The organism is Rossellomorea sp. FM04394 (assembly GCF_041889765.1).
Lineage (GTDB): Bacteria > Bacillota > Bacilli > Bacillales > Bacillaceae_B > Rossellomorea > Rossellomorea aquimaris_B.
The window spans coordinates 4,413,674-4,434,557 of the sequence record NZ_CP168654.1 but is presented as its reverse complement, the minus strand read 5'-3'; the positions used below and the strand labels follow the sequence as shown (position 1 = coordinate 4,434,557).

Below are 20,884 nucleotides of genomic sequence, written 5' to 3'. Positions count from 1 at the left end.
TCTGTAATGAAGAAAGTTGGTTTAACCCGTTCCATCCATCTGAAATTCGTTTTGATTTATGTTCTGCTCATACTTCTCGCCATGCAAATCATTGGTGTGTATTTCGTAAGGGCCCTTGAAGAAAAGCTTGTCGATAATTTCCAGACGTCTATTAAAAATAGAGTGGAATTATTAGAGTATACAATCCGTGAAGAAATAGTAAAGAAACGCGGTGAAGATGATCCCACACTCGAAGCGGATATCGCGAGAGTATTAGATGATAGCAAAACGTCGGATATTTCCGAAATTCGAGTGATTAATAATAGAAACAAAATTATTGGCACCTCAGATCCCAATAATCAGAGTTTAGTTGGTCAGGTCAGCGGAGAAAAAGAGGTTAAAAGAGCCCTCGCTGTAGGCTTGGGTCATGAGGATATCTATCTTGATGATCAAACGAAAGATCGTATCTGGGTGTATGCGGCACCAATCACTTCAAATGAAGAAGTCATTGGTGCTATTTATCTTGTCGGTGAAATAGAATCGGTTTATGACCAAATGAGTGAAATAAACAAGATTTTTACGAATGGTACATTAATTGCTTTAGTCATAACAGCAGTATTGGGTGTGTTATTGGCACAAACCGTGACAAGACCGATCTCTGATATGAGAAAGCAAGCCCTTGCCATGGCAAAGGGTAACTTTTCAAGGAAAGTAAAGGTCTATGGATACGATGAAATAGGTCAGCTTGCAATCACATTCAATAACTTGACGAAACGTCTTCAGGAAGCCCAAGCAACGACGGAGGGTGAGCGAAGAAAGCTTTCTTCCGTACTCTCTTATATGACGGATGGTGTCATTGCAACAGATCGAAAAGGACGGGTCATTCTGATTAATGATCCTGCCGCGGATATGCTGAATGTTTCACGTGAAACAGTCGTTTCCCAACCTATTGTATCCTTATTGGGATTGGATGAGGAATACACATTTGATGATCTATCCAATGAACAGGATTCGATCATTTTAGATTATAGTACGAAAGAAAAACCTTATATACTAAGGGCGAATTTCTCTATCATTCAAAAAGAGACCGGGTTTGTGAACGGTCTTATTACGGTATTACATGATATTACGGAGCAGGAGAAAATTGATATAGAGAGACGGGAATTTGTTGCAAACGTATCCCACGAACTTCGTACGCCGCTCACAACGATGCGGAGCTACTTAGAGGCATTGGCTGAAGGGGCATGGCAAGACGAAAACATCGCACCTCAATTCCTTGATGTCACTCAAAATGAGACGGAGAGAATGATCCGTTTAGTCAACGATCTTCTTCAATTATCAAAAATGGATAGTAAGGACTATCGTTTTAATAAAGATTGGGTTGATTTCATCCTCTTTTTCCATAAAATCATTGATCGATTTGAAATGACCAAGAATGTGAATGTGACCTTCAACCGCTACTTACCAGACAAAGCCATGTTTGTGGAAGTGGACCAGGATAAAATCACACAGGTTTTGGATAACATCATTTCGAACGCTTTGAAATATTCACCTGAGGGTGGAACCATTACATTTAAGGTGCAAGAAAAGGACGGATACATTGAAATCAGTGTATCCGACCAAGGATTGGGGATCCCAAAAGAAAATCTTGAGAAGATATTTGAGCGATTCTACCGTGTCGATAAAGCCAGGACAAGACAAATGGGTGGTACAGGACTTGGCCTTGCCATAGCAAAAGAGATGATTTCAGCACATGGTGGCGACGTATGGGCGACGAGTACGGAAGGAAAAGGAACCACCATCACATTCACTCTCCCATATGATTCCACTCAAGAGGATGATTGGTCATGAACTATGAAAAAATCAAATCGATAATTCTAACGTTGCTCGTATGCATCAGTATATTTCTTACCTTCAATCTTTGGACGTATCAACCAGGGTACGATACGATTAATAGCGATGAAGCGTATGATGTGTCTGTTGGAGACAAGATACCTGAGAATGAGCTTAACAGCGTTTTAATTAAACCATTTAAACTCTTCTATCATACAGGAAATCGGACAGTCGGTACTTCAAATGAAACCGAAATCGATAATGTTATTGAACAATTAAGGGGCTGGACTCTATTCGATCTGAAAGATCTTTCAAGAGAGTATAATATGACAGAGATTAAATCTGTTATACACGGTGAGAAAAAGGTCGAAATTGTTTTCCCGGACAATGTTCCACTCTCAATTTATAGTCAAATGTTAAAATTAGAAGAGAAAAACACCCTGAACGGTTCATTTAACCGAATTATTATCGATCTAAATAATAACGGTTCAGATACAGGTTCCGTCTATTTTGTTTTATATGAATCAGGAGAAAAGAAATTTTATGAAAGCCGGGTAGACCGTGCCAGTTTAGAAGCTTTTGAAGAGCGCTTTGTACAAAAAGCCGTTTATAATTTTGATGAATATATAGAACAGCCATTAAATAATAAAAAAACGATTTTTCTTCCCAAAAATCCTGAAGACTATATCAGCTATAGATATTATTCGGACCTTGATTCCCCCGAAGAATATGTGCAAGCATTGTTTAGTGATCCCAATAGTGTAGATAAGGGATTTACCGAGCAAGGGGAAAAATTCACAAATGTGTATAGTTTATTGAAAACGAATAAAGAACATAATACTTTGTCATATGTAAATCCATCCGAAGAAAAAAATGGAGGGTCATCTGCCACGGAGCTGCTTCAAAAAAGTATGGAGTTTGTGAATGACCATGGGGGCTGGACCGATGACTATCAATTTTTCTCGATGAGTCCACTTGAGAATAAAATCGTATACCGGCTGTTTGTGCATAATTATCCTGTTTTTAATGAAAATGGGATGGCTGAAATTTCTCAAATCATGGGTCAGGAGTCGATTAACGAGTACAATCGTCCGTACTTTAAATTAGATTATGTTCTGGGGATTGAAGATGGTGTAAATGAAGTTAGATTGCCCGCAGGATCCACCGTTTTATATCTTTTGGCAAAGGAAGATACGATCAATCTTGAGTATGTAGAAGATGTCATTGTCGGATATAAGATGACAAGAGATTCGAATGAATCAAACAGAAAATTCCTTGTATTTGAACCTTCCTGGTATTATAAATACGATGGTAATTGGTTACGCCTACCTTTGGAAGAACAGGAGGGGCTTGGAATTGGACTGGAGTAAAACGAAAAGCATTTTTATTATTGTCTTTCTTATTTTAGACATCTTTTTAATGTCACTGTTCATTAACAAAGTTTCTGAGAGCAATCCGGAAACGTTGAGCCAAGTATCCTTTGAAGAACAATTAAAGACTGATAAAATTGATTACCCAAAAAATCTATCAAAGGATCCCATAAAAGAAGCCTATATTAGTGCAAAAACAAAAACGTTTTCTGAGAAGGAAATCGAAAAGTTAAAAAATCAAGATGTCAGTGTCGTCACGGATAATACCATTCATTCAACCTTAGAAGAACCATTTCCCATAAGTGAAAAGTTTTCTCCTGATGAATTAAACGATTTTATGAAAAATCAGGTCGTTAACGGTGAAAAATACAGCTTCTGGAAATATAATAAAGATGAACAAACGATCATTTACTATCAGATGTATAAAGAAAGACAAATTTTTAACAACTCAAATGGTAAAGTGATACTTAGTCTAAATAAAGAGAATGAGATCGTCTCTTACAAACAAACAATGCTTGAAAATTTAGAAGAATTAAGCGGGGAAAAGAAAAGCCTGCTTACTTCTCTCCAAGCTCTTCAGGTTTTGTGGACCAACCATAAGATAAGCACGGGCAGTACGATCAAAACACCCGAACTGGGATACTACACCTTTTTATCACGTGAAAAATCCCAGGTCCTGGCACCAACCTGGCATTTTGTCATTGAATCAGGTGACAAAAAAGAAGACCTATTTATTAATGCTGTTGAAGGACAGATTTTTGAAGTCACTAAACCAGAAAAAGAAACATTGGAGTGAGAGATATGACCATGCATTTTAGTGTGCTTGCCAGTGGCAGTACAGGAAATGCGATATTCGTGGAGACGGAAGGGCATTCCTTCCTTGTCGATGCAGGCTTGAGCGGTAAGCAGATGGAAGGATTGTTCAGTCAGATAGACCGGAAGATAGAAGATTTATCGGGTATTCTTGTGACTCATGAGCATAGTGATCATATTAAGGGGATCGGCGTGTTAGCAAGAAAGTACAAGCTCCCGGTCTATGCCAACGATAAAACCTGGAATGCCATGGACGGATTGGTAGGGAAGATAGATACAGAACAGAAGTTTTCGTTTGATATGGAAACAGCCAAACACTTTGGAGGATTGAGCATTGAGTCCTTTGGCGTTTCACATGATGCGGCAGAGCCGATGTTCTATATTTTCCACCAGGGAGAGAAAAAGCTTGTCCTGGTTACCGACACGGGATATGTAAGTGATCGGATGAAAGGGATCATTTCCAATGCCGATGCGTATGTATTTGAGAGTAATCATGATGTAGGGATGCTCCGAATGTGCCGGTATCCATGGAATATAAAGCGTCGGATCCTGAGTGATTATGGCCATGTATCCAATGAGGATGCTGCCATTGCCATGAGTGAAGTGATGGGTGATAGAACCAAAGGGATTTATTTAGCCCATCTCAGCCTCGATAATAATATGAAAGACCTGGCAAGGATGAGTGTCACCCAGACACTCGAGTCAAAAGGAATAGTAGTGGGAGAACAAATTGATTTATTTGATACGGACCCTAAAGTACCAACACCTTTAGTTGCGATTTAAACCGATTCAAATGTTTACGATTTTTCTTTTGAAGGTATGAAAAAGGTGAGGGCTGCTGTCTTCACCTTTTTTGTATAGCTCTTTTTAAAAAAAGGTTGTTTATTTTTGACCTCAGGTCTGCCAAGTACCATGTAAAGAGTGCCTATAAAGGAAATCGACCACTACTCGCTTCGCAACACTATTACATAAACCATTACATTTTAAATTCCTTACCCTTTTTTCATTATTTTTTCATTTAACCTGACTATAATCATGCTTGTAAAGATAAAATAACAAAAGGAATGGAACGTAGAAAGGATGAACTTATATGGGATACTATGATTCGGATCATAACTCTGAAAGCAGGAGCAGGCAAAAGGGCAATCACGGAGGAATGTTCCTCGCTGGTTTATTGGGAGTGATACTTGGGGCTATCCTGGTCATTGTAGCGATTCCTCAGTTAACGAACTTTGACATCTTACCCTATTCAATTCAACCCGACGAAGACCTGAAAGAAACGGATGAAGCTTATCATAATGGAGCAACCCAAAATGTTTCCGTCGATGTCACCACGGATGTGACGAAAGCTGTAGAGAAAGCTGGAGATTCTGTTGTAGGAATCACGAATATCCAATCTCAAAGCTTCTGGGGACAGGGTGAAGGACAAACCCAGGATCAGCAGGCAGGTACAGGATCCGGGGTCATGTATAAAAAAGAAGGAAATAAGGTATATATCGTTACCAATAATCACGTGGTAGAAGGCGCAGATCAGCTTGAGGTGACTCTTGCAGACGGGACCAAGGTACCGGCTGAAATGCGTGGTGCGGATATTTGGACAGACCTGGCTGTAATCGAAATTGATGGAAGCAAAATCAAGAAAGATGACATTGCTGAGTTTGGTAATTCAGATAAGCTAAAAGCGGGTGAGCCTGTCATTGCGATAGGTAACCCATTGGGACTGCAATTTTCAGGTTCTGTTACACAGGGGGTTGTCTCGGGTGTTGAGAGAACGATCCCGGTCGATATTAACCAGGATGGAATGGAAGACTGGAATGCAGAAGTTCTCCAAACCGATGCAGCCATCAACCCGGGGAACAGTGGTGGAGCTCTCATTAATATTTCCGGTCAGCTGATCGGAATCAACTCCATGAAAATCGCACAGAGTGCAGTAGAGGGGATCGGACTTGCCATCCCGATCAACTATGCTCAGCCGATCATTGAAGATCTTGAGCAGTACGGTGAAGTCAAGCGTCCTGCAATGGGTGTGACACTGGAGGATGTGAATAAAATTTCTGCCTATCACCAGCAGGAAACATTGAAGCTTCCGAAAGAAATTAACTATGGGGTCATGATCAGACAAACCGTTCCAAATTCTCCAGCTGCCCAGGCAGGCTTACAGGAGCTGGATGTGATTACGGAACTGGACGGAGAGAAAATTGAAAATGTCATTGAGTTAAGAAAGCATCTTTATAACAAAAAAGACGTAAACGATCAGATGAAAGTCACGCTCTATCGAAACGGTGAAAAGAAAGAAGTAACCATGAAACTTACCGACGAATCCAGATTATAGAATGCGGATAAGCGAAAAGCAGGAAGGCCAAGCGCCCTTTCCTGCTTTTTCTTTACATGATATGATAATTGTGGATAAGTTTAGAGACTATATTTTGAATTAAGTATAGGAGGAAAAAACATGATTTACTGCTGCTTAGAGCATGTAGAATTAGCTATGGATATTGTCGTGGATGAGCATGAGGTAGCGCCACAACTGACGGAGCTATCTGAAGATGAAAAGTTATCCACAACCTGTGAATATTGTGGGAATAACGCAATATATATAGTGGCGAACTAATATTCCCATACGATATGTGGATTGATATTGTGGATATGTGGATAAAGTCTGTGGATAACGTGTTTGTAAATTGTTTGTAAAGTGAGTGTGGATAGTGAATATCACCATTGTAACGGTTGGTAAATTAAAAGAGAAATATTTAAAGCAAGGAATCGGCGAATATGTTAAGCGCTTAGGTGCTTATGCAAAGATTGAAATCGTGGAGCTTGCCGACGAAAAAGCCCCTGAAGTGTTGAGTGAATCTGAAATGGAGCAAGTGAAGAATAAAGAAGGTGAACGGATCTTAGCTAAGATCTCCCCTGATCATCACGTCATTGCCCTGGCCATCCAAGGGAAAATGCGTTCATCAGAAGAACTTGCCGATAATCTGGACAAGCTTGCTACGTACGGGAAAAGCAAAGTGGCATTTGTCATCGGTGGATCACTTGGATTGAGTGATGATGTCATCAAGAGATCCAATGAAACACTATCGTTTTCTAAGATGACTTTCCCCCATCAATTGATGCGATTGATTCTGGTGGAGCAGATTTATCGGGCTTTTCGGATTAATCGGGGTGAACCGTATCACAAGTAACATCGCAGACTAGCAACACGGAGCAAACTCTTGACCCTTTCTGAAAAATAGGGTCGATTTTTGCTTTCTCCAGGATTCTACGTCGTTGAAAACGGACTTTTCACTTTTTTAAAAGCTCTAAATAGTATATAATTATCAGATAATGGTAGATATTTTAATCCCTAAATCATTATAATAGATTATGGTATGGTTATAACTGAACAGGTGAATTCCAGGGTGGCGCCTTGCTTTAAGTGAGACCCGAGCAGGAGCGCTTACTCTTTTTTGAAAATATAAAGAGTAAGGAAGGTTTTCATGAGCAGCATACAGAAAAAAACAGACGTTATTTTAATTGGTGCCGGAGTCATGAGCGCGACTTTGGGATCATTGCTGAAAGAGTTAGCACCGGATTGGGAAATTAAAGTGTTTGAGAAACTGGCCGACGCAGGGGAGGAAAGCTCGAACGAATGGAATAATGCTGGTACGGGGCATGCGGCATTGTGCGAGCTTAACTATACGTCAGAGAAACCTGACGGATCCGTAGATATAAGTAAGGCAATTAAAATCAATGAGCAGTTCCAGCTTTCAAGACAGTTTTGGTCGTATCTTGTAAACCGCGATCTGATCGGTAATCCGAAAGACTTTATTATGCCTATACCTCATATGAGTATGGTACAAGGAGAAAAAAATGTAGAGTTTTTGAAAAAACGATTGGAAGCGCTGTCAAGTAATCCTTTGTTTCAAGGAATGGAATTTTCCGAAGACCCCGAAAAACTGAAGGAATGGATCCCGCTTATCATGGAGGGCCGTACATCGAATGAACCGATAGCTGCGACCAAAATCGATTCTGGGACGGACGTCAACTTCGGGGCTTTAACACGAATGATGTTTGACCATTTAAAGCGGCAAAATGTCGAAATAAACTACAAGCATAGTGTAAAGGATCTTAAACGTACCAGTGACGGATCATGGGAAGTCAAGGTGCAAAATATCGATAGCGGTAAGATCGAACATCACACGGCAAAATTCGTCTTTATCGGGGGTGGGGGCGGAAGTCTTCCTTTACTGCAAAAAACCGGTATCCCTGAATCGAAACATATTGGAGGGTTCCCGGTAAGCGGATTGTTCATGGTATGTAACAATCCGGAAGTAGTGGCGCAGCATCATGCCAAAGTATATGGTAAAGCCAAGGTGGGGGCTCCTCCAATGTCCGTTCCGCATCTTGATACACGATATATCGATAACAAAAAATCATTACTGTTTGGACCGTTTGCCGGTTTTTCTCCCAAGTTTTTAAAAACTGGTTCAAATTTGGATTTGATCGGTTCCGTCAAACCGAATAATGTCCTTACGATGCTCGCGGCAGGTGCTAAAGAGTTGTCATTGACCAAATACCTGATCCAGCAAGTATTGTTATCGAATGAAAAACGCTTGGAAGAATTACGGGAGTTCATACCAAACGCTAAACTTGAGGATTGGGATATCGTAGTAGCCGGTCAACGTGTACAAGTAATCAAAGATACTGAGGCAGGCGGGAAAGGAACACTTCAATTCGGTACCGAAGTGGTCAGTGCCGCTGATGGCTCTGTAGCTGCACTACTTGGTGCTTCCCCGGGAGCTTCTACTGCCGTTCACGTTATGATTGAATTATTTGAAAAATGCTTCCCGCAGCATATGAATGATTGGGAACCGAAACTGAAAGAAATGATCCCTTCATATGGGGTGTCATTGGTGGAAAATCCGGAGCTGTTTAAGGAAATCCACACTTCAACAGCAGAGACGCTTGGTCTAAGCGAGAAAGAGTTAGCTTATAGTTGATTCGCTGAATGTTTTTTATATGATCATTATAGTTAAAAACCCAAGTCGGGCATTCCGTATCGACTTGGGTTTTTTTGTACTCTATTAGATTTTAATCGTGGTACCGTCAAATTTTGTGAGGGTGAATCCCTCGAACTTCTCATTATAAGTGGCCTTATAATCACGAAGGATTCCAATGGCTATCGATTCTCCAAGTTGGAACCCATTGATGCCGCTGGCACGATAGTGAACACCTGCCGCATCCCGTCCATTCGCAATATTATAGGCAAGTTTGTTCAATTCACCCCCGACAGTGAGTGGTGGTCCTTCATATCGATCCAAGGACAGGCCGTCGCTTGTGGCTACGACAGGATCAGGAATGACGAATGATTCGTCGAACAATGCCTTTAGCATTGTCACCATGGCCCCCACAAATGTAGCATGGCCTGCGGGATAGGACGGGTGTGTGGGACAACCCTCTGGGTAAGCCTGAGGTAACAGATAGGATCCGTATTTTTTATAGGTTTTTCTTACTGCCTTTGAGTTGAGGACATCGGGATGAATAGGATAATCGGCTTTACCAATCAGCATGTTGTGGATACGTCCACCGAATTCCTCAGGTCGAAGCCGTCGATGGACCAGCCATTTTTGGTACCAGGCTGCTTCTAGACCTGGACGGGCTGCTCTTGTCACAAAATCCAATATATGTGGAATTCCAAAGGTGGAAAAACCGATCTGTGTGTCAGAATCGAGATAAGGATTATTCTTATCCCATGCAGCAGTCCCATAACCAAGCAGGATCAAACAAGCGCCGAATCCACTTTCAATGGAGAGGTCCTTATGAACGAATTCGGCCATATCCCGGGCATTCCGAATATACCGAGGGGTAAGATCATAATCCGGACCTGATGGTATGGAACCATTCTGACTGGCAAGCCAATCATTGTAGTCGGTTAAAAAGTCTTTCCCTGCCTTAGTTGTTTGATAGCGTTGCGTAATGGTTGTCCCCACATAAGGGATATCTTTCCAAAGAAATTGTGAAATATACGGCCCGGTCAATGCTCCCGGGAGATTGTCCCGGAATAATGTCCCAGTGGTGACTTTACCATCGACTTTAGGACCTCGAAAATCGGATAAGGTAGATAGCTCATTTGCAGCTGCAATCGTTAAGGGATTCTCGTCATATTCGCTGAAAGGGATATCCCGTGTAAGGGCTTGCCAATAAAGCTCCACCATTTCAGCAGCAATTTCTGGACTACTGAAGGACGGAGCCGGCGGTATGACCAATTGGTGACTGTCCGGACCGACCATTTCGAATGCATATGCAGCTTGGGGGTCAACCAGCTTCCTTTCGCCAGCAAGTGGAAGATTTTCAAAATCATCGGGGGCGCCAGACTTCAGTATCTGAATATATTTGTCATAAGCACCAACATCTACTTCCCCGAGTTCATTATGTGGCAGCCCTTTTGAAAAGTTGGCTATTTTCTCAGGATATTTTACCTCGTCTCCATTATTGGGGTGGCTCCGTACGGGCAGTAGTTTATAGAATAATGATGCCCTTACACGAAGGATAAAGGCCTTCATTTGGCGTAGCCACGTTGAAAAATACTCTATTAATTTCAAATGTCTTACTCCTTTCTATATGATTTTATTACCATCGTATGTAATGAAATCAATAAGGAGTGGACATACCTACTGGTTCACTCACACATTTAATAACGAAAAGATAGGTAGAGTGGTCAAAAACTAAACGATTATGCCGTTCTATAAAATAAAGCGCGAAATCAATGAAGATTCCGCGCAATATTGATAGGGATAAGCAAGCTTTCGAAAATCCTTCACTAACACCACACAATGATTCTATAAGGTGTGGTTTGAGCAGGTATACTCATCGTGCTGGGCCCAAAAATTACAATTAGATTCCGGTTGGCAGGGTATTTTGAAAAAGATTGTCCGTTGGTTAAGACAATTTGAGTGTAGGGGGATAGATTTAATCTTAGCATGCCATCGCTGCTCTCCAGCTGTGAGTTGAAATAGTCTACCTTCACATTTTGTGAAGGGTTATCTTTTACCATAACTAGAGCGCGGTATTGGGGTGGATAAATAAGGGGAACAGGTGCATTCCCGTCATAATATCCGGTTACCCTGTCCCCTACGGCCACCATTCTATGGTCAACAAAGTAGGTGGTTGGTGACACCACAAAATTCACCGAACCACCAGATCCGTCATCAACAGATATTAATTTATAGCAGCCTTCCCCTTCACCATTTTGTCCTGTCGCGAAATCACTGATCATGGTGATGGTACCGTAGAAAGAATTAAAATTTACCATGCGAATCCTCCATTCGTATTGAATTGAGTGGTCCGGCATTCAAGCTGAATAAATCATCTCTTCCCTGCAAAATTTCAAACCAAGACAATGAAAATCTATATCCATTAACACAATATAGTTTTAAAGGAAGGAGATTATCACGGATAGTCAAAAATAATTTCTTTCTCCTTTTGTAAAGATTTCATGAAGAAAGCCCCGTTATAAAGGGTTTTCCACTGACCTCTAAGAATGTATACCTGTAAACCACGTTTCTTAAAAGGGGTGTCAAACATGAAGTGGAATGCTGCTATTCGAAAGCCTTTTCTTATGCGGGTATGGGAAAACTATCCGAAGACTTGGAAATTTATCATTGATGTAGGCATTTTAGTAAAGTACAAAACGTTGAATATAAAAAAGCTGCCTAAAACGTTAACACTCCCCAGTTCCACGGTTCTCTATATAGATTCCGAGGAAAATCGCGGAAGGGCGCTGCTGATCAGCAATGGGGTGACCCAAAAACGCCTCGCACGATTCTGGTCTGTGGCAGTCAAGGAAATGAATCCCGACCTGGTGATAGATGTAGGGGTGAATTATGGGGAGTGTATCTTCTCTATTCAATATTCACCTGAAACCAAGGTAATAGGCGTTGAAGCGAACAGCCGCTTAATACCGTTTATTGAACAATCCAAAGAAGTTCACCCTAACCGGTCACAAATAACAATCTACAACGCAATCGCCTCTGATAAAGACAATGAGGAAACGGTTTTCTTTGTCGATCGGCATTGGTCAGGTACTTCTTCAGCCACTTATGAGCCTTCTCATAAGTTAATAGAAAAAATACCTGTCCAGTCCATCACCATTGATACCATTTGCCGTGATCAAACATATGAAACAGTCCTTTTTAAGGGGGACGTTGAAGGATATGAAGCGTTTGTATTAAGAGGGATGACCAACTTATTCAAAACAAGTAAGTCGATTCTTGGCTTTATTGAGTTTAATAGCGAGTACATTGAAAAGCTGGGTATCAGTGTGGATGCGTTTCTCTTGTTTCTACAAACGTACTTTACGATCTACGTATATAAGGAAGACCATAGTCTGGTAAAGGCAGACCATTATAACCACATGGACCTGAAAAACTTGTTTGGAACGGATTATATTCATACTGATTTTTTATTGGTAAGCGATGAATCATTTATCGAACGAATGCATCTGCACAATGTGTGAAGTCCCATCTCATCCAGGGGTGGATTTCTTCAATCACGATAGGATAGGTGATAACCCACCCTGAATTGAATTTGGAAGCACCAAAATAAATCCGTCTCGATTCTAGACGGATTTATTTTGATACCACTCATAAAACGTACCCGCTTCTTCTCTCGAGACTCCAAACAACATACTCTCATGAAACGGATTTTCCCTGATTCAAGAACATGATGATTGCCGCTCCGAACTTCCGGTCCAGCCTCTGCCTTGAAAGACGCTTTTGTAAAGAAAATTTCAGTTCATTGGAAAATAATCACTAATAAACAGGTTTCATTTTACAGAAAATGTGCTACTTAACAAGTAGTTCATATGGTTCATTGTTCAAAGGAAATTGAAGCAAATAAATGAAATAGGTAATAGGAATCACTTACCCCCCGTTAAAAATAAACAGATTCTATCATTCTGACACAATTTCATCCGTGTTATAGTTAAAAAGATTGGAAAAATTTTATAAATCAGAGTATTAGAGCTTAAGTGAGGTGAAGGTTCTTGTCTTTATTTTATTACTACGGGGTGTTGAGGGAAAAACGTGAACACCTTCAAAGACTTCAGGAATGTCAAAGCAAACTTCAAGGGAACAAACAGGAATTTGCAAGTTATCGTGAATCCATCACTAATCCTGAATTATCAGCATTCACCTGGCAAGGTACACTTGCAAATACATTTGATGAAATAAGACTTGAAGGAATGCTTCATTACTTTACAGATATTGAAAATAACCAGTTCAGTGAAGTGTTCTCTATGCTGAGCAGTAAGATGCAGACCATACGAAGTGAAATCCAGGCGATTGAACATACCATTCACAGATTGGAATCTGAGGCAGAAGCAAAAGCTGAATAGATTAATGGATTAAATAGAGCGGGAGGTAGCTTGTATGGGTAATGAAATCAGGGTAGTACAAGGTGAGATAGACCATCATCTTTCAAAAATGAAATCCACTGCAGAGTCTCTTCAACCGAATGTACCTAGTAACATTGGTCTTGAAAATCACTTGGAAGTAGTAACAAAATTGAACGAGTTGAACCAGAGCATGGAACAAATGGTACAGAGTTATAAAGAACTGCTTATCCGAAATGAAGGATTGACACGACAGGCTGTCCAGGATATGGCGGATGCCGACCAGGAACTGTCTTCACATATCAAAGCCAGGTAAGGGGAGAAATCGGGATGAAAACACTGGATGTCATGTCTTTGGAGTCAGGATTAGAACAAGTCCTTCGAAAGGTAAACCAGCAAAAAGAACAGATGATTGAAATCGAATCAGCCATAAATGACTTTATTTCTCAAGATGCCTCTTTCAAAGGAAAAGCGGGGCAATCGATACGGGCTTTCTACCAGGATTCCCATCAATCCTTCCTGGAGTTCTATCAGCAAATGGCGACAACATATGAATCGACACTGAAAGCCATTAAAAATGAACTACAAGGGTTGGAGCCAGCCCAAAATGGATATATACAGGAAAACTTTTTGCAGCACGATGTGGAAAATGGATTAAATCGGGGCAGGGATGTTGTCATGGACTTAACAAGTGAGTCCAATGAAACGATTCAAAGTGTTCAGGATATCGTCTCATTACCAAGAATACAGGACGATTCTTTCCTTCAACAGGTTCACGTTGCGAAGCGGCAAAAAGATCAAACCGTCGAAAAACTCCACCAGTTTGATCAAAGTCAGTCTGCTAAGCTAGAGCCAATCCAACAGGATGTCCACACGATGAACCAATACATTCACCAGATTCAAGGTCTCTTCTCCAACGGGAAAATCTCAATCGATACGTATCAGCCCAATAGCTGTTACAACCCTCAATATAAGGCTGAGAGCGGGTCGACAAACCCTTATTTCGAGCTGACCAACAATCCCCGATTTGTCGAAAACGGCGTGGAAGCGGCAGATACCGTGAATGGACTGCAGCCTGAATGGGACCCTACACCAACGTTGGGAATCAACTTTGATCAGTGGCGGGAGCAGCCTATTAATGCAGCGACGAATTTGGGGATTGCGACTGCTGCCGGGTATGGGGCTGCGAAGGGTGTGAACCTTGCCCGAAAAGGTTTTGGTGTGACGAAAAGCAGTTATACTACCGCACAAGGTAAGGATAGAGTGAGGTTAAAGGTAGATAAGCCGGAACTATACAAAATTAATAGAAAAAGATATTCAGGTACGAATGCGACAAACTATACAAAGCTCTATAAACTAGTGGATCCCATGACCAGTGTCAAAGAGTCATTTAAGTGGGCTGGAAACAAAATTGGATACATAGGCGTGGGAACAACTGTTGTTGGTGATATCGTTCACGGGGTGCAGCATAAACAGTCCGGGAGTGAAATTGCTGGAAATGTTACTGGAGATGTAGCAATAGCAGGTGCATCTATTGCAGCATCTGCCATGGCAGGTGCCAAATTTGGAGCCATGGCAGGTGTAGCATTTGGTGGCCCTGTGGGGGTTGCCGTCGGAGCAGTAGTGGGTGCTGGAGTAGGGATTCTAGTAACGACAGCTCTTTCAGACGTTAAATTTATGGATGTTGATGGTGATGGCGAGGGTGATTCAATTGGAGATGCGATTAAAAAAGGGACCACAAGTATCATTGATAAAGTTGGATCTTGGTTTTAAACTCAATGAATTCAGTATGATTGGTCTTATGTTAAAAAGAGGTGTGTTTATTTGAAGAAAGCTAAAATAGATGAGATTACATTATCTTATTTAAGATTTCAGAATCCCAAAGAAAATAGGGGGAATATAATTGTTTTCTTTCTTATATTTTTGGATATCATCGGTGTCATTTTTCTATTAGGTGAACCAATGATTCCCTTGATATTCTGGTCAGGAATCATTCCAGTCATCCTCATACACTTATGGGCTATTCCAATACTTATTGCCCCATATAAATTTGAACAGTCATACTACCTTTTTTTCGGAGTATATGGTGTGATTAATACTTTTGTATACTTTTTAGTCATTCAAAAACTTATTTATAATGCTTTTCAAGTTGAAGGAATAGTACCTGCATTCATGGGGTTGGTCATCTGTGTTTCTCTACTTGTAGTCTTGAATTGGATTAACATACGTTCACTATATTCAGGTACATACTCACGACTTCAAAAAGGAGAAAAGACGTTTAATCTTTCGCCAATAGCTGCTGCCTCAGGTATAGGCTACGTATTAGCACAGTTTATACTATCTTCCTTTTTTGTTGAGTCGGTGAAAACACTTATCATTATAGGGGTTTTTTCATTACTCTCTATAGCTACAGCTTTCTTTTCAACGAGTATTCACAAATATTTCTTTATAAAAAGAAACATTGAAAAGGTAAAGAAGATTTATCCTGAATTTGGATTACCTAAAAAGCTAAGAAGAAATGCATAGGGAGGATGAGGAATATGTTCCTGAAAAAGAAAAAAGATGAAAACAAATATTGTATCGCCATTTTCACAGAAAAAGAAATGAGTGATAAAGAATATGACTATCAATCAAACAAGATCTTGGATGCAACAGAAGAAAACGTTGTGGTAGTGACAGAGATTGAACCTCAAAAAGAAATGATCGAGGAGTTACAGAATAGATTTCCGGACACTAATATTGAAGTACCGAGTTACGCCGTCTACAATTTTGACTCTGTAAAATTAGATGAAGAAACAAAAAAGATGGAGAAGAGGAACAAGTGGAAAAAGTTCTTTAACAACATCCATCCCGATGAGTACCTTATCGTTGAACATAAAGTAATGTACGATATCAACCAGGTTTTATATTATACGAAAGATATTAATAAGGTCATATCATATATTCATGAAAATAAAAAAACAGGTTAAAAGGAACATCGATGAAAAAACATTGTGAAGTCTCAACCTTTTACCTGCAGAATTTGCAGTTCCCCAGAGAAAACAGAAGAAACGTCATCGGATTTTTATTAATTTGCATGGACTTTGTAGGCTTATTGCCGCTCCTGAGTATTCCCTTTTTTGCCCCTCTATTCTGGGCCGCTCTTATTCCGATTATATGTATCCATCTTTGGGCTCTTTTTTATATAATAGCCCCTTATAAATTTGAAAAGTCTTATTACTTGTACCTTGGTGTCTTTGGAATTGTAAATACGTTTGTGTATTTTATGGTTATTCAGAAGTTCTTATATAGGCATATTGGCGTTGAAGGTAGCAGTTACTTTGTAATTGGGATACTATTGATGATTTTGCTCCTGGCTTCAATACAAATTATTAACGTAAAAATGCTATATTCAGGTGCGTATATTAAACTTCAAAAGGGAGAATCAAAGTTTAATGTATCTTTAATAGTAGCCGCTTCAAGTTTTGGATATATTATTGCACAATTTCTGATGTCGTATCTGGTTACTGATTCTGCCTATATGATTGCTATGATCACAGCTTACTCTGTCATATCCATTGTAACAGCTTATTTATCAACTTATATCCATCGCTTTATTTTCATTAAAAACAACTACGAAAAAGTTATAAAGAGTTATCCTGATTTCGGAAAACCGAAAACATCGAGGAAATTCGGTTAAGACATAGGTTTATAAAGGGGGATTAAAATTGTCTAATTGGATAGTGACCAGCAAGGACTTATATTTACTGGTAAAGATGTTAGGCGGGAAAGTACTGATAGGAATAACAAATCCATTTCCTCATTATCAAGAGGATGAACTGGAAAAAGAATGGGAAAAGATGTTCAAAAAGCTCAATAAGATGGGGCTGGTGGATTATATCCAAGGAGAATTAAAATTCGAGGATCAATTTATCGAAGCCATGTGGGTTCTGGCAAGAAGCAATTTGGTTGCGGAAATCGTAACAGATCATCAGGAGCAAAGTATTTTTTATTTTAGTGATGACCGGGTCATTGAATGCCTGAAAGAAAATGAAATGAGCTATAAGGTGATTCAGCACCCGTCACCCGACTATACAATGAAACAAATCATTCTTCCCCGGATGCTGATGGGTATCGAAGATCGATCTGTTCGATTAAATGATCCCCTGTATATAATTCCAAGTGATTATCATATGTACTGTGAACGTCGAGCTTTATCTAATCTTAGTCAGATATCGATAAATAACAATGTTGAAACGGATCATTTACTAGTTAAGCAGTTTAATAGATCAATACAAAGAAAGATTCATACGAATCGATTAATGATGTTCTATAGAAATAAACTTGAATGGAATATTGAAGGTGTTCATGTCCTATCATCCCCCTCTTATAATTGGACGTTAAGAATGGTGAGTAAAAACGGTATTGAGTGGTTGGAAGCTCAGCAAGCAACGGGCGATAAATTAGTAAGGGAGATCGTTGGGGTATTGGATAGAGTAAAAGAAACGGATTTAGTGAAATAACATCCCTCCCTTCTAGTAAAAGTGGTCTTTCAATAAATCAACATATCAAGATGGAAGTGAAGAATAAATTTCGCGTGCATGTCCATAATAACCCTGAAGACAGGAGGTGTGGACATGCCAAATCAAAATGATAACAAACTAAAAAAGATTCAATCTGAAAGCTTCAAACAAGGGAAATCCCAAGAAGAATATGCTGCCGAGCTTGAAATGAATAAGATGAAAAGCCAGAAAAGGAAGTAACGTTGAACTACATAAAAGAGCCATCCCGGTGTCATACCAAGGGATGGCTCTTTCCATTACAGCGATGCTTTTATCACTTTTTTATAATACAGGACCGATAATAGACCAAAGATCGAGTATAACACCGTATATAAACCCATCACGATGATCATCGGAGTCCATACTTCGGCACCGAACAGGAACCACCCGGATTGAACCGCGAAGTAACTGTGAAGGAGACCGATTAGGAGAGGGATTCCGAAGCTGAAAAGCTGCTTGGCTTGAATGCCTCTCAACAAGTCCCCCTGAGTGAAGCCCAGTTTTCTTAAAATCGTATAGTTCGGTTTCTCATCCTCACTTTCGTCCATTTGCTTAAAGTACAGGATGCATCCGGATGTGATCAGGAAGGTGAGACCCAGGAACCCGACGATGAACATGATGAGTCCGATATTTTGTTTCTGTTCGGCTTTCATATCATACTGTGAATCGTTAGCCCATCCTTCGTCGAGTTTTAATTCATGAAAGAGGTCATTTGCTTTCAAGATATCTTTTTCTTGTTCAATCGTCACCCCGATGTAGAGGGAGGATTCCTTCTGTATTGCAGGATCTAGATCATTCTTCAAGCGTTTGAATACATTGTCATCTACGATCACAACCGGTGATCCCCCTGCTGTAAAATACCATGAAATCGGGTAGTCATCCCGCATTCCCAAGTACTTGAGCTTGGTGACCTCTGTTTTTCCTTTCAGCTCCGTCATTCCTGAATCATGCAATGGAATGACCTTTTGAAGTAAGTCGCTATATCCTGTGAAGACTGTTTCGTCCTCTTTTACATCGACTCCTTCAACGTCTTTCTCGCTGATGACCGAGTTCTGCATGGCATCCAATGAACCATTCAGTTCTCCAAATTCAGAGTCTGTAATGCCTTTCAGGTTGACCAATACTTCAATGACTTCAATTTCTTCCTTCTTGAATTCGATGCCATTGTCCAGTAGGGCATCTTTAAAGTGCTGGAAGTCATCTGTATTTGTAAATGAAAAATCGGTTGGAACATTATTTTGAGCTGTTTTTTCAGCCGAATAATAGCCGATATAGCTCAGGGACAATAATGCTATAGCCAGTGCCGACACCGTCGTGATGATTGTCAGCAATAAAGCGTTCGATTTCATCCGGAACATGATGGATGAAAGGGACAGGACTTCGTTGATATTCAGATAGCCATCTTTCTTCTTTCGTATCACGTTAAAAATAAAGCTAACGGATCCTTTATAAAACAGGTAGGTCCCGATTATGACCGAGCCAAGGATGAAGAGCATGGCTCCAAACAGCTGAGGCATGGTCGTGAAGTCCCCGCCAAATAATTTGGAAGACACATAGTACCCCGAGGCAATCAGGATGATCCCGAGGATCCCGATGATGATCTCGAACTTGGACATCTTTTTCACTTTGGTTTCCGTCGATGAACGTACCCTGAACAGTGATAAGATACTTTGCCTTTTAATAAAGACAAAGTTCATCAGCATGATCAGCAGGTAGATCGCACAGAAAACAAGGATGGTCTGGATAAGTGCATGGCTTGAGAAGTGGAGTGTGGCGATTGCCTCGACTCCGGTTAGTTTGAATAAAATCATGATGATCAATTTCGAGAAGGAGAATCCGATCAAGATTCCGAGTATCAATGATCCGAAATAAAGGATGAAGTTCTCCACCGTCAAAATACGAAAGATTTTATTTTTTGTCATGCCGATTAATTGAAATAACCCGATTTCTTTACTTCTTCTTTTAATAAAGAGCGTATTCGCATATAAAAGAAAAATAGAGACGATCGCGACAAGTAAAACGGAAGCGGCACGAACAGCTGCGCCGCCTTTGATGGATCCTTTCGTTGCATCCATGGATGGATCATACTGCAAAGTGACAAAGGCAAAATACAGCGCGACACTAAAGACCAGGGCGAATACATAAAGGTAATAATTCTTGAGGTTCTTCTTCAGATTTCTGAAGATGAGCGTATTAATGTTCATTCTGTACCCCGCCAAGCACCCCTTGGGTTTTCATGATGTCCTTGAAGAAGTGCTGTCTTTCCTGTTCGCCTTTATTTAATTGAGTATAAATTTGCCCGTCTTTGATGAAAATCACCCGGCTGCAGTAGCTTGCTGCCACGGGATCATGTGTCACCATGACGATCGTCGCTTTCAGCTTTTGATTTAACTCACTAAGCTTATTTAAGAGATCAGAGGCCGACTTTGAGTCAAGGGCACCTGTTGGCTCGTCAGCGAAAATGATGCTTGGTTCATGGATGAATGCCCGGGCTGCTGATGTACGTTGTTTTTGTCCGCCTGAAATTTCGTTCGGGTACTTATCTTTCAATTCAAGAATCCCAAGCTCTGAAGCAAGGTCATTGAATTTCTGATCGGCATCCTTTTTGGGTGTCTTTGTGATGGACAATGGCAGAAGGATATTTTCTTTCACCGTTAACGTATCGAGCAGATTGTAATCCTGAAAGATAAAGCCGAGGTGATTCTTTCGGAACTGTGCGAGCTGCTTTTCCTTCATCATCGTCATTTCATTGTTCTCAATCTTTATCGAACCCTCACTCACTTTGTCGATGGAGGATAGGACATTTAAGAGAGTGGTCTTACCGGAACCCGATGCCCCCATGATACTCACGAATTCTCCTTTTTGGATCGACAGGTCGATTCCTTTTAAGACTTCCTGTTTATTGAATTTATTGCCGTAACTTTTATGAAGTTTTGTTGCTTCTAATATCGTCATCGTGAAAAACTCCTTTGATT

Annotated in this window: 21 protein-coding genes; 17 read left to right on the top strand and 4 right to left on the bottom strand. The window is 40.4% G+C overall.

Annotated elements, in window-relative coordinates; genetic code table 11:
• Positions 1-6 precede the first annotated feature (6 nt).
• From walK to ACCB35_RS22110, 8 genes are all read left to right on the top strand, one after another.
• Positions 7-1,830, top strand: a complete 1,824-nt coding sequence (gene walK, locus ACCB35_RS22145) for a cell wall metabolism sensor histidine kinase WalK (RefSeq protein ID WP_044340250.1) — start codon at positions 7-9, stop codon at positions 1,828-1,830.
• Positions 1,827-3,182 (top strand): YycH family regulatory protein, encoded by a 1,356-nt coding sequence (locus ACCB35_RS22140; protein ID WP_044340249.1) that lies wholly within the window; start codon positions 1,827-1,829, stop codon positions 3,180-3,182. Before walK ends, ACCB35_RS22140 begins: the two co-directional genes overlap by 4 nt.
• On the top strand, positions 3,169-3,978 hold the full coding sequence (locus ACCB35_RS22135) for a two-component system regulatory protein YycI (RefSeq protein WP_044340248.1): 810 nt from the start codon (positions 3,169-3,171) through the stop codon (positions 3,976-3,978). The genes ACCB35_RS22140 and ACCB35_RS22135 overlap by 14 nt, the downstream gene beginning before the upstream one ends.
• Before the next feature lie 5 nt (positions 3,979-3,983).
• Positions 3,984-4,778, top strand: coding sequence for an MBL fold metallo-hydrolase (locus tag ACCB35_RS22130; protein ID WP_044340247.1), 795 nt, complete (start codon positions 3,984-3,986; stop codon positions 4,776-4,778).
• A 307-nt stretch (positions 4,779-5,085) separates the two neighbouring features.
• Positions 5,086-6,327 (top strand): S1C family serine protease, encoded by a 1,242-nt coding sequence (locus ACCB35_RS22125; protein ID WP_374055328.1) that lies wholly within the window; start codon positions 5,086-5,088, stop codon positions 6,325-6,327.
• A gap of 120 nt (positions 6,328-6,447) precedes the next feature.
• Positions 6,448-6,606, top strand: a complete 159-nt coding sequence (locus ACCB35_RS22120; protein ID WP_082051348.1) for a CxxH/CxxC protein — start codon at positions 6,448-6,450, stop codon at positions 6,604-6,606.
• Between the two features lie 94 nt (positions 6,607-6,700).
• Positions 6,701-7,180 carry a 23S rRNA (pseudouridine(1915)-N(3))-methyltransferase RlmH gene (gene rlmH, locus ACCB35_RS22115; RefSeq protein WP_374055327.1) on the top strand — a complete coding sequence of 160 codons (480 nt, stop codon included), beginning with the start codon at positions 6,701-6,703 and terminating at the stop codon, positions 7,178-7,180.
• 294 nt (positions 7,181-7,474) lie between these two features.
• Positions 7,475-8,977 (top strand): malate:quinone oxidoreductase, encoded by a 1,503-nt coding sequence (locus ACCB35_RS22110; RefSeq protein ID WP_374055326.1) that lies wholly within the window; start codon positions 7,475-7,477, stop codon positions 8,975-8,977.
• Positions 8,978-9,061: 84 nt separating this feature from the next.
• On the opposite strand, the gene ACCB35_RS22105 is transcribed toward ACCB35_RS22110, so the two are convergent.
• Positions 9,062-10,579, bottom strand: a complete 1,518-nt coding sequence (locus tag ACCB35_RS22105) for a vanadium-dependent haloperoxidase (protein WP_374055325.1) — start codon at positions 10,577-10,579, stop codon at positions 9,062-9,064.
• A 218-nt stretch (positions 10,580-10,797) separates the two neighbouring features.
• A complete protein-coding gene (locus ACCB35_RS22100; RefSeq protein WP_374055324.1) occupies positions 10,798-11,289 on the bottom strand; it encodes a hypothetical protein in 492 nt (163 codons plus the stop codon).
• A 270-nt stretch (positions 11,290-11,559) separates the two neighbouring features.
• Here ACCB35_RS22100 and ACCB35_RS22095 point away from each other — a divergent pair, with 270 nt between their 5' ends.
• From ACCB35_RS22095 to ACCB35_RS22055, 9 genes are all read left to right on the top strand, one after another.
• On the top strand, positions 11,560-12,492 hold the full coding sequence (locus tag ACCB35_RS22095; RefSeq protein WP_374055323.1) for an FkbM family methyltransferase: 933 nt from the start codon (positions 11,560-11,562) through the stop codon (positions 12,490-12,492).
• A gap of 528 nt (positions 12,493-13,020) precedes the next feature.
• Positions 13,021-13,371 (top strand): DUF5082 domain-containing protein, encoded by a 351-nt coding sequence (locus ACCB35_RS22090; protein WP_044340241.1) that lies wholly within the window; start codon positions 13,021-13,023, stop codon positions 13,369-13,371.
• A gap of 34 nt (positions 13,372-13,405) precedes the next feature.
• Complete coding sequence (locus ACCB35_RS22085; protein WP_374055322.1) at positions 13,406-13,684, top strand: YwqI/YxiC family protein; 279 nt, start codon at positions 13,406-13,408, stop codon at positions 13,682-13,684.
• A gap of 14 nt (positions 13,685-13,698) precedes the next feature.
• Positions 13,699-15,141, top strand: a complete 1,443-nt coding sequence (locus ACCB35_RS22080) for a ribonuclease YeeF family protein (RefSeq protein ID WP_374055321.1) — start codon at positions 13,699-13,701, stop codon at positions 15,139-15,141.
• Positions 15,142-15,192: 51 nt separating this feature from the next.
• Positions 15,193-15,894 (top strand): hypothetical protein, encoded by a 702-nt coding sequence (locus tag ACCB35_RS22075; protein ID WP_374055320.1) that lies wholly within the window; start codon positions 15,193-15,195, stop codon positions 15,892-15,894.
• 14 nt (positions 15,895-15,908) lie between these two features.
• Positions 15,909-16,337, top strand: a complete 429-nt coding sequence (locus ACCB35_RS22070; RefSeq protein WP_374055319.1) for a hypothetical protein — start codon at positions 15,909-15,911, stop codon at positions 16,335-16,337.
• A gap of 11 nt (positions 16,338-16,348) precedes the next feature.
• On the top strand, positions 16,349-17,047 hold the full coding sequence (locus ACCB35_RS22065; RefSeq protein WP_374055318.1) for a hypothetical protein: 699 nt from the start codon (positions 16,349-16,351) through the stop codon (positions 17,045-17,047).
• Between the two features lie 28 nt (positions 17,048-17,075).
• Positions 17,076-17,870, top strand: a complete 795-nt coding sequence (locus tag ACCB35_RS22060; RefSeq protein WP_374055317.1) for a hypothetical protein — start codon at positions 17,076-17,078, stop codon at positions 17,868-17,870.
• 114 nt (positions 17,871-17,984) lie between these two features.
• Positions 17,985-18,110, top strand: coding sequence for a hypothetical protein (locus ACCB35_RS22055; RefSeq protein WP_258549627.1), 126 nt, complete (start codon positions 17,985-17,987; stop codon positions 18,108-18,110).
• 56 nt (positions 18,111-18,166) lie between these two features.
• Here the strand turns inward: ACCB35_RS22055 and ACCB35_RS22050 are convergent, their stop codons facing one another.
• Entirely contained in the window at positions 18,167-20,113 is a 1,947-nt protein-coding gene (locus ACCB35_RS22050) for an FtsX-like permease family protein (protein WP_374055316.1), read from the bottom strand.
• Positions 20,103-20,864: an ABC transporter ATP-binding protein gene (locus ACCB35_RS22045; protein WP_374055315.1), complete on the bottom strand. Its 762-nt coding sequence runs from the start codon at positions 20,862-20,864 to the stop codon at positions 20,103-20,105. The genes ACCB35_RS22050 and ACCB35_RS22045 overlap by 11 nt, the downstream gene beginning before the upstream one ends.
• Positions 20,865-20,884 lie beyond the last annotated feature (20 nt).